The sequence below is a fragment of the Citrobacter sp. GW821-FHT07H02 genome, from assembly GCF_059418505.1.
In genome coordinates this window covers 1-15,420 of sequence record NZ_JBWKPZ010000028.1, presented here as the reverse complement: position 1 = coordinate 15,420, position 15,420 = coordinate 1, and the positions used below count along the sequence as shown (strand labels likewise).

Genomic DNA, 15,420 nt, shown 5'->3' with positions numbered 1-15,420 from the left:
GAAACTACGGCTCCTTACAGGCGTCTTATGCGATAGCGCGTCGGGTCGTCTTCTTCCGTCAGCCAACTGAGTACATTAGGCGTCAACATATCGAGCGTGGCACCTTGCCCGGCTACGGCTTTGAGGAAGAGATTGACCTCTTCTGGCACATCCAGCTTAAGTGCTCCGCGTTGCTGGCAGAGTTTCTCATGCAGGTCTCTCACCGTATCAAATTCTTCAATGGTTTTCGGCAGCCCCCGGCTACTGCTGGTGAACTTTTCCACGAGATCACTGTAGTGCTGTTGTACTTTTCGTTGTCCTTCCTGATGCGCCAAGTTACTGAACAGTCTCTGATCCACTTCCCACTGCGCTTTTAATCCGCGAATATAGTTAACCCACGCCGCGGTGGTGTGCGTGCTGAGTTCGCTGGCTAAGCGCCTAATTTCTTGAGTAAGCAGGGCAAGTTCACCCTCTTGCTCAACATCATGTTTATGCGTCGCGTACTGCTGGCAAAAGGCCGTCAGCAGGATTTGTGGATTGCCGAAAGTCGCACGGTCAAACGGACCAACAATCGGCTTACCCGTTTCATCGTCGTGGACCTGCCTTAACACCCTATAGCTACAGAGGGCCTGTGCTAGTGTTTGAGTCGGAGTATCGATTTTTTTTGCTATCCGCAGCAGGTTATCGCGGATATCCTGAGCTTTCTCCATTTGTTGGTAGCGTTGAAGGCGTGCTTTAAAATCACCGCTGCGCCGTGCAAAAATACCGCGTTCTTCCGGTACGCTGGCTACGGGAGTTACCACGTCATTGATGTTTACTTCACTCATGATAAGTCCGCCTCCAGCAGCGTTAACTGTTCAGCCAGGTTTGCCAGGGTATCTGTAACTTGGTTTTCTGCATCCTCAACTTGGTCTCCGCCCTTATCGCTTATACGCTGTTGCACATACTTGTCGGTGGCGTCTTCGAACTTGCCCCAAGTCTCTAATAACTGTCGAAACGCCTCAAACTGCTCGCCATTGATGGCAAGGATCTCTCTCATCAACATGTGCGAGTTATCGGCTGGCAACGTCAGTTTTTCCAGTTGTCTGATCAGTTTTTTCAGCTCTGGATCTTTCCAGTTCTTCAGCAACTTCAGCAGTACCGGTACAGTTTCACCCATTGGACGGGCGACGTCCGCGCTATTCGCCAGTTCGACTATCTCCTTCATGGTGTCGCAGAGGTTCACCGCTGCCAGGCTGGCGCTGTTGCCGTCGCTCAGGCGTTCAGTGATGCTCTCTTGGGTCTTCAATAGCAGGGTGCGGTAGCCACCGAGCTTACTTTTGACTTCATGGATCTTGCCCGGTTGTTTGCCAGCGTCTGGCAGTTGTTTCTTAGACGCCTCCACCAGCATTAAGCCGTTAATAGCATACGGCTGAGCACCCGGTTTTTTCGCCGCCGTAAGCGCGATTAAACGCTCGCGACGTTTCAGATGCTCATCAATCACGGTGTCGCGCGCTTGGGTTAAGAACTCATCCAGCAGTGGATGGTTGCTGTTTGCGACTTGCGGTTCCGTTAACAGTGCCTGCACCAGCGTGGCCGGATGGGATGCTGATAATCCATCCAACCCAAGGAATGCACCACTTAACTGCAGATCGTTGATGATACTAGAAAGCTCCTCGCGTTCTTCCTGCAACACCTTGAGTTTTACTTCGTGCTCAATGCAATCCATGAAACTATGAAAGGCGGCGTAGTCGATCTCACTGCCGTCATAATCCCAACTCTGATAATGGTTGAAGTGCGCCATCGCCAGACAGGCGCTACGCAACTCAGGAGTATCTTCAAGCTTCACCAGCGGATGTGACTGATTCCCTACAAGCACGCCGGGCAAGTGGATCCTTCCCTGAGTTTTTGCTGAGCTGGCCATGAGAGAGGTCTGGATAAGCTCAGTTGACCAGTCGATACGGGCATTCAGCGCTTCCAGGAGCCACTTACGAATGTCGCGGGCTCTGGTTTGCTCGAGCGTCTTGCTCTGGTGCCATTTATCCAGCACGAGTTTCCATTCATCAAGTGGTGATGGTGGTGCCGGTACTGATTCCGGTACTGGTACAGGTTCCGGTACTGGTTCCGGTGCTGGTTCCGGTGCTGGTTCCGGTGCTGGTTCCGGTGGCGTTCCACCGCCCCCCAACAGTACTGCCGCATCCGGCAGACCAAACTCTTTACAGATGGCGGGCGTAAGACCTGCCAGGTTTGTACTATTTCCCCCCCAAACAGCCAGCAGTGAATTAATCCGCTCAGGCTGGCTGAGGCCTTCCAGGCGTATCCTCTGCTGTAATGCCGGGTTACATACAATCTCAGCAAATTGTGATGGCGGGAACTGCCCGTCCAGATAATTCTGGCGATACTTTTTCAGTGGCTCGCGCAAAATTTCATGCAAAATATTACGCGGGATAAACACTAGGCCTTGTTCTTTAACTTTGCAGTGTCGTTCTACCAACTGCCCAATGGCTGCTGGGTTGAAGGGAAACAGCGGATGACCAATGCTACTGCTGCCAAAACTGGCCAGCGCTGGCGCAGCAGATTCGTTCTCCAGCACCTCCTGATCCTGCCATACAGGAATCTCCTGATAACACTGCGCGTCCTGCTGGAGGTGATAAGTTTCCAGAGCAGCAGCGCCGTGACGGGCAGCGTTGAGATAGCGGCCGCAAAAGTCAATAACGCGTTTTTTCAGCGCGACATCGTTTTCGCTGGCATGCTGCTGGATCACCCATTCGTAGCGGGCGCGGGTGCCTAGTGTATTACGTAGGCGCTTAAAGCTATCGTGACCCTCAGTAACCGCAATAATCGATCTTAGAGTACATAAAACTTTTTTGCCGTCGTACTCATCTTCCTCTATCAGACAGGCGATCAGGACATCTTCAATCGCCGAGGTGGCGGTAAGATCTTCCACAAGAAGGATCAGGTCGCGACCTTCTGCCAGCAACTGTCGGCGGATCATACGCATCAGATCCTGGAAATTGGCCCGGTTAAAGCTAAATAGTTCGACGAAGGTGTCTTCTAACGCCTGGCTGCGCACCACGTTGACAACGCGAGCCGCTGCTTGCTTTTTTTCATCGCTGGTAAGCAACTGTTGGTTGCGCAGGTAGGGAAGCACTGTTGGTGAAACCTGCCTGAAGTCCAGTCCTTTGAAGGTGAAGTCTTCCGCAGACATTTCATACCGCAAGTTGGCAATACTGTCGTCGTTAGCTCCCTGGCAGAAGCGCTGCGCTATATTGTGAAGACAGGCGCCAGGAGCAGTGAAATACTGCGTCATCACGCTGTCAAAAAACAGCGCGGGCAGTCGAGATGATGCTGCGTGTTGTTGAATTTCTTCCAGCTGCTTTTTTCTGCTTTCTTCCAGCTGAATTTTTCCCATTTTTTCTTGGCGAAGCTCTTCAATGGCATCTGTATATGCTGCGTTTAGCGCTTGACGCAATTTAAGAGCAATATGTTCGGCAACGTTTTCGGGGATTAATTGCTTTCCAACTCCGTTAACCTTTTCACGAATACTCTGATACTCCTCGCCGTCAAGACCTTCCAGAATGGCGGCAAGTACACGTGGCAGAGAAGCATTTTTGGGGATGCGGATAATGTGGTATTTCGCATGATCTTCACGACGTTTGAGCTGAGCATGAACCCAGCGTACCAAGTGGGATTTCCCCACGCCAGAAGCGCCAATTAGCGGCAGCGGGCGGTTATGTTCAAGCAGAAAGTCCAGCAGCGCCCCCTCTCCCACCTGCGTGACCTTACCACTTTGAAACTCAATGCGGTCGAGACGCATCGGTTCATGCACCGCCAGCAACTGGCTGTCAGCCAGTGACTCAGCCTCGGTTAGGATGCAGGCAGTAACGTTCTGCTCGCTGGGCCAGTAGCTCTGTAGTTGTGGCATTAGTGGACTCCCACATCATTTAAGGTCAGATGGGTTACGGTACGCAGCACGCTGCCGTTCCGGCCGGTTAACTGCATTGCGCCGCTGGCGTCAGACTCAGCCTTCATGTTGATTACTCCAGAAAGCTGAAGCCGCAGCAGCGCACGCGACAGCGAGGTGGAAAGGCGGTTAGGGCTAAGAGAGTGCCAGCCATACAGACTGATACGCTCCTCGACCTGCTGGCGATAACTGCCACCATCTAGCACCGGGAGCGCCCGATTAAGACGTTGCAGCACTTCGCCGATGGAAAGTTGTTCGCCAACACGCATAAGGAACGGTAACTCTTCACGAATAGAATCGGTGGGGTCAATGGCGTAACTGTCGCGAGTGAGTTGTTGAGCAAAGCCCAGCCAACTGAGATACCCCGGAACGACAGCAATTTCATTACTGTTGATACGAAAATCAGGTATAAACGTGTTCACCAGCACTTCAAGGTTGCCCGATTTGATTTCTGCGTTCTGATAGACATCCAGCGCCAGCAGCAATGCAGCCAAAAGGGTAAGGTCGACGGCGCGTTCATCGCGTGAGCTCAGGTCACTGTTATTTTCCTGTGCCTGTAAACAGCGGCGCGCAGCCTGGCGCAGCGGCATACTTTTTGTGCTGAAATAGTTCGCGTTGAAACTGATTTGTGTTGTCTCTTCTACTTTTTCTTCCGTCAGTAACCCCAAGTCCAGCCATGCTCTTAATTCCTGAGACGCTTTACCACGTGCATTTTGTGAGTCGCCGGTTTGCAATGTTTCCGGTGCACAGAGCGCCATCAGCTTTTCACGCGGTAGTTGGTTCTTCGGGCTGGCTTTCAGCACCTGATAAAATGCGGCCAGCACGGCATACTGGCTGCCACCATGGGCATTATTGATAATCGACACTGTCTAGTTTCCTTTGAAGTTGTTCGATGGTGATCCAATTGTGATTATCGAGAAGAACGTAATGCGCCCCGCCAGGATGGTGAGGATCGGGCATATCATGCGGGATCAGCGTCAGTTGTAATGGTGCTGGGTTGAAAGGCGGCAGGTAACCATTGGCGCAGGACTCTTGAGTGGGAAGTACCAACTCTGCCAACTCGGCCATTACATCGTTATCCGGCGCTGGCTCATCACGTGCAGGCAATTCGTCACTCAACAAGATCAGGCGCTCACCGCGCGGAATGGCGCTAAATATACTATGCAACAAGGCAGGATCTGCCCAGACGCGCTGGACAATGCCTCTATGATACAGTTGCACCAGTAGCGTCGCGATGCGGTGATACCAGTTCTCACGTTCCCACTCATCGTCGTTAACTGGCGGATAGGTGATAAAGCAACTGGAGTAAGATAGGCCGCTGAGCGCCTGCCAGCGGCTTAACGCCTGCTGTGCCACCGACGCTGGAGGGTTAAGCAACAGCGTCGGTGGGCTCGGATAATTACTAGTAAGCGCCTGCTTATCGCGACAGGCAGGGCAACCACCACAGGCGTGACCCGGAATAAATTCCGCCATGGAGTAGAGATCCACAAGTGCCTCGCACAGCGGTCTGCTCAGTGGCGTATGCAGCCAGTTGATTAATGCATTATGGTTAGCCCTTGCAGCTTGCAGCGTCTCTTCACGGGAAGGGATAATACGTGTTTTCCACAATTCTTCTCCGGTGTGGTGACTACGCAGGATGCGTACTACCAGTGAATTTCCGTTCTGTCGGATGATTTGCTCTTTTGCCGCTTCGTAGCGATTAACATCGGCAAAGTCTTTTTTGTCTGGCGGGTTTTGTAGATCGGCATCCAGTTCCAGCACTCCTGCACGCACCATCATCAGTACGGTACGCAAGTTCCATAATTTATTTTGTTTGCTGCGGAAATTAAGGCCGCTATGGATCCTCTCTATATCAATACGATACAGGTTGTCGCCCACCGATTCGGCACTACCCCATAACTTTTTCCAGCGTTCCAGGCCCAACTCAAGACCAATCAACTTTTGTGAGGACAGATGTTCTGCCTGTTTGACATCCTGATGATTGTAAATTAGCAGTGAGGTACAGGCATAGCCATCGCGTCCACCACGTCCCACTTCCTGGTAGAAGCGGTCCATGTTTTCCGGCACTGTGGCATGGATCACTGTGCGCACGTCGTTTTTATCCATACCTACGCCAAATGCTGAGGTCGCAATCATGATATCCAGTTGGTTTTTATCCCATTTTTCCAGCAGGCTTCGGCGTACTTCACTCGGTGTATCACCGGTAAATGTTGCCAAACGCTGATACCCCTGCAAACGCAACTGTTGCGCCCACTCTTCAGCTTCTTTCGGTCGCGTCACGTAGAGGATCAGCGGGCGTGGCGCATGAGCCAGCGATTGCAGCACCTTATCCCGTTTGTCGCTGTGGTCTTTTGCCCGATAACACCAGTAAGCAGGTTCCGGGCGCAGATGGCAGGCATGGACTTCGCTCATCTCCTGATCGAAGGTATCGCGCAGGATTTTACGGCTGGCTTCGGTGATAGTCGCACTCATCAGCAGTGTTGAGCACGGTGTAAGATTCGCTTCACGGCTGATGCGCTTCAGCCCACGAATTAAGCCACCAAGTTGCTGGAAATGCGGGCGAAAGTCGTTCCCCCAGCTGGCGACAATATGCGCTTCATCAACAATAACATGGCGCAGCCCTCCCTGTTTTGCTGCTTCAAATAAGGCGAACTGCAGGGAACTGCAGGTCGCTTCAGGAGAGGTGACGATCAGCCGCTGCTCACCCACACGGATACGCATGTACGTATCATATTTATCCTGCGCCGGTAAGCCGCTATACCAGCCGGTGACAGATTCTGCTTTGTTCCCTGCTTCAATCAGTAACTTCCGGAAACGGCTAGCCAGCTCCAACACCAGCGCCGTGGTCGGGGCGATCAGTACACAAAGTGCCCCGGGAGCTGAGGCTGTCAGAGCTAATGCTTGCGCTACCAGTGTTTTCCCGGTGCCAGTGGGCAAATTGACCAACAGCGTACTGCCCGGTGGGGCGAACAGAGCCCGGCGTACCGCATCGCGCTGGCCCGGTGCCTGATAGCTGATATAATTGTCCTTCTTGAAGTAACGGCGCAGGACATAGTCCATCGGTACTCGAGTGTCCTGGCGGCAGAATTGGTGCTGATCGCTGGCGAGAAAAGGCATGCCGTTTCCCTGCTCCAGCCACTGCGGACACCAAGCAGGGCCAGCGCTGAGCAGAAAGGTCTGACCTAGTCGTTGACAGTTAATACCGCTGGCTTCCCACTCCTCCTGTCTTGGCCAACCAGGGTGGCTGTCATCAGGGACGGTCAGTTCGTTATTGTTGTGGTGGGCATGTTTTTCCCGGTACAGCCAGTCACGGATCAACGCCCGGCGGTCGAGGTGTCCGGCAGTCGCCTCTGGCAGCAGGCACTCACTCAACCTTGATGAAATAACATCATTATCAATCAGTTGCGCCAGATTCATCCGGTTTATGAGTCCTCATCCAATATAGCTTCTGATGCAATGATTAAGGCACGCGTCGCCAGGCAGGTCATTTTCGGCTGTGCAATACCCTGGCGCAGCATCTGCCCTGTCTCCTGCCGGTTAGCATGATGCAGCGCGGCGCTGCTTAGATAATGTTCCAGTCGGCTCAGGCTGAGAGCCTGTTGTGTGGCGAACTGTTCCACCGCCAGTCGCTGGGCTATGCTATAGCTATCGTTACACCAGGTGCGCCAATCTTTAGCGCTGATGCAATGGGAGATCTGCGCCCAGCGTTCCTCATTGAGATTTAGGTGGCGTCCGCCCTTATCCTTCGGTTTATAGTCTTCATTAAGTATCATCAACACCTCTGCGTTGGTGACCTGCTCGCCGGCCTGGTCCAGCCACAAGGTAATGGTTTCAGGAGGCATCAGATGGTCGGCCAGTCGTTGCAGTGCTGGTGTATTGACATCAGCTTCAATCAGAAAATCGTAGCGGAAAAAAATATTTTCATCGCCCATGCCTGGTGTGATGCGGATAATCGCGCTAGCAACACCGCGTTCTTCAAAATCCAGCATTTGTAGGATGGCATCATGGAAAGGTTCACCCAAGCGAGCCGGGCGGATTTTACCCTGAGAGGTATCAGCCCGGTAGTAGCTAAGTGGCCAAGTCATGGGCGAACTTCCGCTAGATTGGTTGAGATCAAAGCCCAGCAGGCAGTGTTTTTGTAGGCGCTGTGGGCTGACTAAGGTGCCCGTCCCTCTATCACCAGGGTTGAAGCGATAGCGGAATATCGATGGATCTTTCTCATCTGGAATAAAATCGAATTTCAGTACATTACCTATCAGATTACGAGCGCAGCGGCGGAATTCCTCTTCATTCTCATCTATATCCGCCAGTGCATCGGCATACTCTCTGGCTTCGATGATATCGCCATCAATTTGCAGCAGGACTTCCTGCATTTCAATGCGCTGCTTTTCCACCGTAAGGCGGCCATCTTCACCAGCCAGACGCGCACTGAGTTGCATCATGCTCTCTTCACCCAGCGGGTAAAGATTGGAAATAAGCCGCTGTAATTCCTCATCAATCAAGTATTGTAGGCTTGCAATCGACTCTTCGAAGACATTGAACACTTCATTGAGAATAGTCAGCCACTGATTTTGCAGACCCTCTGCTTCACTCACCAGCGCCATGCTGAGGATAGTAGTCGCACTCTCAGTCGCGCAGTAGCGATTCAAGCGGCCAAGACGCTGTTCCATACGGTTAGGCGACAGCAACAAGTCGTAATGCAGCGCAATCTTGCGCCCGCCGTGCAGATTGACACCTTCTTCAGCCCGGCGATCGCACACTAAGATCTGGCATTTGCTTCCCTTGCCAAAGCGCACTTCTTTGTCGGGGTTATGGCGCTGGATTTTGCCAATAAATGGTATCATCAGGTCGGTAAATACCTGGTCGGCTACCCATGGCTGGTCACAGAACACCACAATATAAGGGAGTTCTCTGACGTTACTATCCAGAAGTTTTTCCAATACATCAATTAAGCGCTGGCGCTTGCTGTCACACTCCATTTTGCAGCGGTCTATCAGCTCAAGCAGGATCTCCTTCTCGCCATCAAACAGCGGATGCTGCAACAGCGCGAGCTGTGAATCACTATAGAGAAAGCCCTGCGCGGCACCAAGTGACTCCTGCTGTAAGCGATAGTTTGCAAGCCGGGCCAGTAGTTCCGGCGTAGCGATAGCGGCTTCAAACAGTAACTGATAAATTGCCGCCAACGTGGGGTCTTGTGGGTGCATCATTATTGCCGATTCGCGCCAGGCGATCATCATGTCGTTGCTGGCGTTCGTCGTGGCATATTTTTTTAGTGATAGGCCGGACAAGCCAGGCATCAGGACGCTAATGGCGGGGTTGCTACGGCGGTTGCGTAGCAGGCGGTGGTGCAGACGGTAACGGTTACCAATGTAGTGGCGGATTTTATTGATCAGCAGATCACGCGCCTCACTCCGCAGCGGTTGCATCATATCTAAATGGGGAAGCAACTGTGAAGCCATCCCGTTTAGTACTTCATCCTCAGGAAACATCCTAGTCAACGCTTCCAGGTTCTCTTCCAGCGTCATGTTGTCGTTATCACAGTTAAACGCGTAGAACAGTGAACCTATTTCTTCGCGCTGCTGGATACGCTGCTGAAATTTCTGTAAGCCAGTGTCAGTCAGTGGGTAATTTTTAGCATCCAGCAGATGCAGCATGGCCAGGAAGTTCTTTTCATTGCCAGTTACGGGTGTCGCTGATAGTAATAGCAATTTTTCACTTTGTTGCGCCAAGTAGTTCACACTAGCGTAGCGCTGCTCGTACTCTGCATCCCATGCCCAGGCACCGACCTGATGAGCTTCGTCAATCACCAGCATATCGGGGCGGAACGACAGGGGGTCCGCTGTGCTGAAGGCGGCCATATCAATGATATGGATCGACTTATTAAGCAGTTCCTCCAGGTGAAAACGTGCAGAAAGTTCCTGCTGCCACTGCCGGTGCAGAACTCCAGGCGCCACAATCACCACGCAGTGGGTGAGCGGATTTTCCGTGACGTGTTGACGCACGATCAGCCCAGCTTCGATGGTTTTCCCGAGGCCGACTTCATCAGCCAACAGATAGCGTTGAATAGGGTCAGATAACACCCGACGCGCGACGGCCAACTGGTAAGGTTCGAGTTCAATACTGGACGACAGCGAAGAGGTAATCCCAGCACAAGCGTTGCGTTGTTTCAGCATCTGATGCTGATAAGCTAGACGGGCATCTTGCCAGAAGGGGGTATAGGTAATGCGCTCGGCCAGAAGGGCCGCAGCATCGCTGATAGGGCGATCCCAGCGCACAAAGATATCATTTAAGCTGACGTCTTCCTGCTGCTTGTTAGGAAAATGCAAACGCACCCCTCCAGGCACGGCACCAACAACACGTGCAATCTGCCAGTGTGCAACCTCGTAGTCGTAGCGATAAACCAGACTTTCCGCGTGGAGTTCGGCTTTTTTTAGGTGTTTTACTTCGACAGTTTGCTCTATGCCTTCATAATTTACGGGGGAATCGAAATACTTAATTAGAGCATCATTATTGTTAATGCGAATAAGTTTGCCGATTCCATAAGGCGAGTCAACGAGGTCGCCAACTTCAAGGGGCATATATCCATCCATAAATTTGCTGTGCGTAACAGTGATTTTAAAAGCCTTTGATTAATGGTGATTTTTTATACGTATAATATCACTGAATACAAGGACAATGTCATACACTGCAACCCGTAAAGATGATTGTCAAGGAGGGGGATCACGGTTACTAGTCTACTATGACTTTTAGGGGGATTGGTGGGTAATCCGGTGCGGCCTATGACTTATTTACCGGCTTTCAAAACTCGTGAAACGACTAAATCTCAACAAAAAAAATCTTGATTTTTCATAAGTTACGAACATATATCGTAACAAGGTCAGCGTTTGATGATAAGAATGAAAGCATGGGGGCTGTCTGGCGCTTGCACAGAATTTGAACTTCTGCACCATATCTGCAGCCCCCACGTCGATAATCAGCACTCGATACTTCTAATGCCAATTGGGTTGTCACCCTTATTTAATATCTGCATTGACAGTTTTCATATAGCTAGTTACCAAATAGTCAGTAACCAAAGATATATCTTTTGAAAGATTTTGCAGTTCGTTCCATTTACGGACGATAGGCTGACCATCAATATCTGTGCCGAAGTTCCACACGCCACTGCTCCATGCACAAAGCGGCTTTATTCGGTTTAGCTCTTCTACAAAACGAGTGTAGGAAGGGATCTCAGTCCAGCCAGGTTCACCTTTATAGTCCTGATGGACCTGATCGATTTCATCCATCAAGCTGCCAAGCGCAAGAATACCAACGCCATGTAACAAGCGGGAATAGCGAGGCTTTTTATCCCAGTCATCAGTAAACACAGTTTCCACAGCCGACCAGAAGTTATTCAGCAGTTTCACCATCTTCCCTTCATCCCCCAACCCTGTCGCCGGGTCACGGAAGCGATACAATGCTCCCTCGCGAAGACTGGCATCGATCATTTTGATCATCGAGTTGTCAGCAATAACCCCATCAGGATTGGTCGCCGTTTTGATACGCCCTGCAAGTGAACCTTCGCCGAAGTTCAGTCGTTGAGTCAGCAGTGAAGGAAACTTACGCATTTGCAGATCGGATGGCAAACGACCGTGGGTATGCGGTGCCAGTTCGTATAACAACGTTTTGGGCAACGGTTTTGTGGAGTTAACCAGCATGAACTGTTCACGCTGTTCTTCCGCGTCATTAGCGATAAAAGCGGAGACCGGCATCATAAACGAATTGATTTCTGCATCCCGCAAAGCAGCAGTACGTTGTTGACCATCCACAATAAAACCTGGCTTCTCAAAATCCTTATCTTCGGAGAAAGGTATTACCAGATGTCCCATGTCGTCATTATCTGTAAGCGGTTCAAAACGCACACGCTTATCAAAAGCGATAATCACCGGGTTTGGTATCATCGGATTTGCGCTCTCAATGTAGCGCTGAATTTCGCGAATATGGTTACGTACTTCTGGACGCTGATAACCAACCAAACTCTCTTCGCCGCGACGAATACGCGAAATCGCTGCAATTTTGCTGATCTGTTTACCTTCTATCGCAAGGCTATAGAGTTGCCTCTCCTCACCCTGTCGGATTCGCAGGGCAGGAACACGATATTCACTCATGACAGTTCCTCTGAGCGTAATGACAATGTGTGCTGTAAACGGTTGTACAACACCTGAATATTATGGAAACCGCGGCGACGGTTACGTTCTGCTCCGCGGAAAATGATGACATTGATACCGATGGCCTGGCAAATATTGCACTGGCATTGTTTCCAGGGTCGTTCTCCTAGCGTACGTTCATAATCCGCACGAATTTTGTCGGCCTCTTTTTCACCCGAATGCAGACGTTCATAAGCCAAGACTGCATCAAGAGCCTTCTCAAGGGACAAAGCCCCTTTATCGTATTCGAACAGGGCATTCATGGCATCCTTTTCCAGATGCCGTGCAATATCCTGATCAATCACGCCAGATTTAATTTTGCGACTCAAACTTGGATTCGCATCAAACTGAGGGACACGCACAGCGGTATAGGCCGGGCCATCAGGCGTATGATAGTTGTTTTTTCGATCTTTGAAGGCCTGCTGAAGCGGTGTAGTCGAGTCAATACTGGTCACACCAAATTTGATAAAGTCGGAGAAACTCTCTGGACGGGCAATACCAAGCAAGTGAACACGCGTATCACTTTTCAGCAACGGCTTAATCTCTTCGAGAGTCTCTAGGATCTGCGCCGTTTTCAACGGCACCATCCCCCCCATAGTGATATTTTTGTATCCCATGGCCAGCAGGGCCTCTACAGACTGACGGTAGGAGGTTTTGCTCCATCCATGTGCAACGCCAAAGGGGGTGAAACAGGACTTTTGAGACTTATTTAAAAACTCTTGAGCCAAGGTCAGCGTGATATCCTGGCGTCGGCGACACTCAGTCAATACTTCGCCACTAAATACCTCACCAGGTTTTTCATAGCCAAAAACGATATGATCGAGCGAAACGCCATGGTTAAAGCGGGAAGTTTCGTAAAACTCAATCACCTCTTCCACACGGTATGGCGGGACGTCCTGATTAACATAGGTGAAGGCTCCGCAATCACCCATAGTTTCCATATTTTCCGGCAGACGGAAAAAGTGCTTCATTCCATTACGGAAGTAACGCAAACGCTGGGCACGAGTATATTTGCTCTCGCCGCCGCCAAGACCATCAACTACAGCTTTAGAAACCAGCATACCATCGTAAGGATGAGGAAAAATCTCATGCGGATACTGATCGTCACGTTGACGCACGCGATGTTCGTTACGCGTTTCGCGGAAGAAGTCGAAACTGGGATCGATAAAATCCTGACTATCAGGGAAAAAATACTTTAGCTTCGACAACTTACTCTCCTGTGACGCCACTGCAAAGCCTCAAAAAACGGGGGATTCTACCATGAAACCCAGGCAAGTAGCATTAAGGTTTAGCCTCTCTCAGGGCCATAAACTCAGCCCGAAAACGTTTTTCCTCAAATGAATTTCCCGAGTCACGAAATTCACGCAACGCGTGTGTTGCACTGATACCAGGATTTTTTTCCATAATCTTTAAAATGAAAGACTTAACTTCCTCCGGACTACGACGAATTCCTTTTTTCACTTCACGCTCAGGTAACTCCTTGAGTTCTTCTTTTAACTTTTGAGATAACTCATTTAAATCATTGAGTTGTTTTGACGTAAATTCCTTCACAATGTATTTTGCCACACTGATATTAAGCATGAGCATATTGCATCTCAGCCACTGAGCCATATCTTGGTTGGTTTTGAAAAGGTATGTAGTTAACCTACCATTGATTTTTTTGGAAGTTATAATAAGCAGTTGTTTTTTTGCATCAACCAGATACTCAAGACCATTAATGATATCTAGTTCAATTGCATTAATATAATCTGGAGAGCCACAGATAATATAATAGTCTCTTTTTCTTTTTTTCATTAATTCTACAATAGATGTAGGATGCTTAGATTTAAAAATAGATCTATTGGTTATTTCTTTCCACCATGTTCTATGAAAATTTTTCCCTACATATTCTTGAGAATACAATGGTATTGATTCGTCATATCCAACAGCAAAGGTCGCTTTATAAGGTACAACATTGTCTTTGTGGTGAAGGAGTCCTAAACCAGCAGAAAGAATCCATAAATCAATAGGATAATCCTCTAAGATGGCTTTAGCCGTCGCCCAGTGCCCACCTTTATAAAGATCCTCTGCACATACAGTTGCAGATGTAGAAATAGCTTCATTCAGAGCATTGCACCAAGAATTCACGAGCACATTTGAAGGGGTTCGGCCTGATGAAAATTGACTCAGACTCAATATATCCCTACTACCGTAGTGTTTGCCGTTTGTACATGTGGTTATTAAGTTGATGTTGCTCACAATCGCCCCCCAGAATCGTGTTACACAAGCTACAGGAGAAAAAAGGGGATGACAAGAACGGAGTAATCAGTCCCTGAAAAAATTTTCAGGGACTGATGTTAGTGAGGAATATACTCAAAATACTCATCTTGAGAATGAGAACATCTTTGGCATCGCCTCAGAATACCTTTTTCCTCAAGAGAGAGACAAAAATTTCGACATGACTCAAGAAGGACGTCAGAATTTTCATTTTTATCTTTAGAAATCAATGCCCTAGCGAGTGTGTCATAACTAAAACCTCCCGTTGAGTGCGATACAATGCTCATCGCAAGTTGAGTATCGAAAGTTTTCATAGTGCACCTCTGAGTCGCCAGAATAATACAGTTATAAAAAAGTATGGGTTATAGTTCAAGCCGGCTTTTCAAATTCGAACATAGCAAGCATCAGGAATTAGACTACTTGCCAAAGTCATAAGGGCTAACTTCGCTTTCCCTATTCGCATCCAAAAAATCAGCCCACCACTGCAGCATCAGTCGCCGTTCATCAAGATGTTCGGCCTTATGAATGTAAGCTGCGCGTACTGAGTTGCGTTCCATATGGCTCATCTGCCTTTCCACTGCATCCCTCGACCACAATCCAGACTCGATCAATGAACTACAGGCCATTGTCCTGAAACCGTGCCCACAAACCTCTACCTTCGTGTCATAACCCATAACGCGCAGCGCCTTGTTCACCGTGTTTTCACTCATCGGTTTGCGATGGTCATGATCGCCGATGAAAACAAAATCGCGATCACCACTAAGTTTGTAAACATCTTTCAGAATTGCTAAAGCTTGATGAGAAAGCGGCACCAGATGAGGTGTACGCATTTTTGAACCACGCTGTGAATGCTTTACTCCTTCAATAGCTTCGCGCTCTGCAGGTATTGCCCACATTGATGTTTCGAAATCGATCTCAGACCAACGAGCAAAGCGTAGTTCACTTGAACGAATGAATACTAGGAGCGTGAGTTCGACGGCAAGTTGAAGTGGTCAACAAAAACTGGCCACCACTTTAGAGTTTTTCCAGTATCGATTTTCCGATTCGTTGGGTGGTAAC

8 protein-coding genes and 1 pseudogene are annotated in these 15,420 nt (G+C 49.6%); all 9 read right to left on the bottom strand.

Features of this window, described 5'->3' with window-relative positions:
- Positions 1-14: 14 nt before the first annotated feature.
- A complete protein-coding gene (locus tag AC07NP_RS20830) occupies positions 15-806 on the bottom strand; it encodes a hypothetical protein (RefSeq protein WP_169330407.1) in 792 nt (263 codons plus the stop codon).
- A complete protein-coding gene (gene dpdH / locus AC07NP_RS20825; RefSeq protein WP_421673096.1) occupies positions 803-3,883 on the bottom strand; it encodes a protein DpdH in 3,081 nt (1,026 codons plus the stop codon). Before dpdH ends, AC07NP_RS20830 begins: the two co-directional genes overlap by 4 nt.
- On the bottom strand, positions 3,883-4,788 hold the full coding sequence (gene dpdG, locus AC07NP_RS20820) for a protein DpdG (RefSeq protein WP_000022531.1): 906 nt from the start codon (positions 4,786-4,788) through the stop codon (positions 3,883-3,885). Before dpdG ends, dpdH begins: the two co-directional genes overlap by 1 nt.
- Positions 4,772-7,339, bottom strand: a complete 2,568-nt coding sequence (gene dpdF / locus AC07NP_RS20815) for a protein DpdF (protein ID WP_169330408.1) — start codon at positions 7,337-7,339, stop codon at positions 4,772-4,774. The genes dpdG and dpdF overlap by 17 nt, the downstream gene beginning before the upstream one ends.
- Before the next feature lie 5 nt (positions 7,340-7,344).
- Positions 7,345-10,500: a protein DpdE gene (dpdE, locus tag AC07NP_RS20810; protein WP_172860585.1), complete on the bottom strand. Its 3,156-nt coding sequence runs from the start codon at positions 10,498-10,500 to the stop codon at positions 7,345-7,347.
- Between the two features lie 435 nt (positions 10,501-10,935).
- Positions 10,936-12,066, bottom strand: a complete 1,131-nt coding sequence (gene dbpB, locus AC07NP_RS20805; protein WP_103774113.1) for a DGQHR domain-containing protein DpdB — start codon at positions 12,064-12,066, stop codon at positions 10,936-10,938.
- A complete protein-coding gene (gene dpdA / locus AC07NP_RS20800; RefSeq protein WP_049283008.1) occupies positions 12,063-13,313 on the bottom strand; it encodes a tRNA-guanine transglycosylase DpdA in 1,251 nt (416 codons plus the stop codon). The genes dbpB and dpdA overlap by 4 nt, the downstream gene beginning before the upstream one ends.
- A gap of 73 nt (positions 13,314-13,386) precedes the next feature.
- Positions 13,387-14,238 (bottom strand): hypothetical protein, encoded by an 852-nt coding sequence (locus AC07NP_RS20795; RefSeq protein WP_169330506.1) that lies wholly within the window; start codon positions 14,236-14,238, stop codon positions 13,387-13,389.
- A 539-nt stretch (positions 14,239-14,777) separates the two neighbouring features.
- Positions 14,778-15,347, bottom strand: a pseudogene (locus AC07NP_RS20790) (tyrosine-type recombinase/integrase); the annotation flags it as partial.
- Positions 15,348-15,420 lie beyond the last annotated feature (73 nt).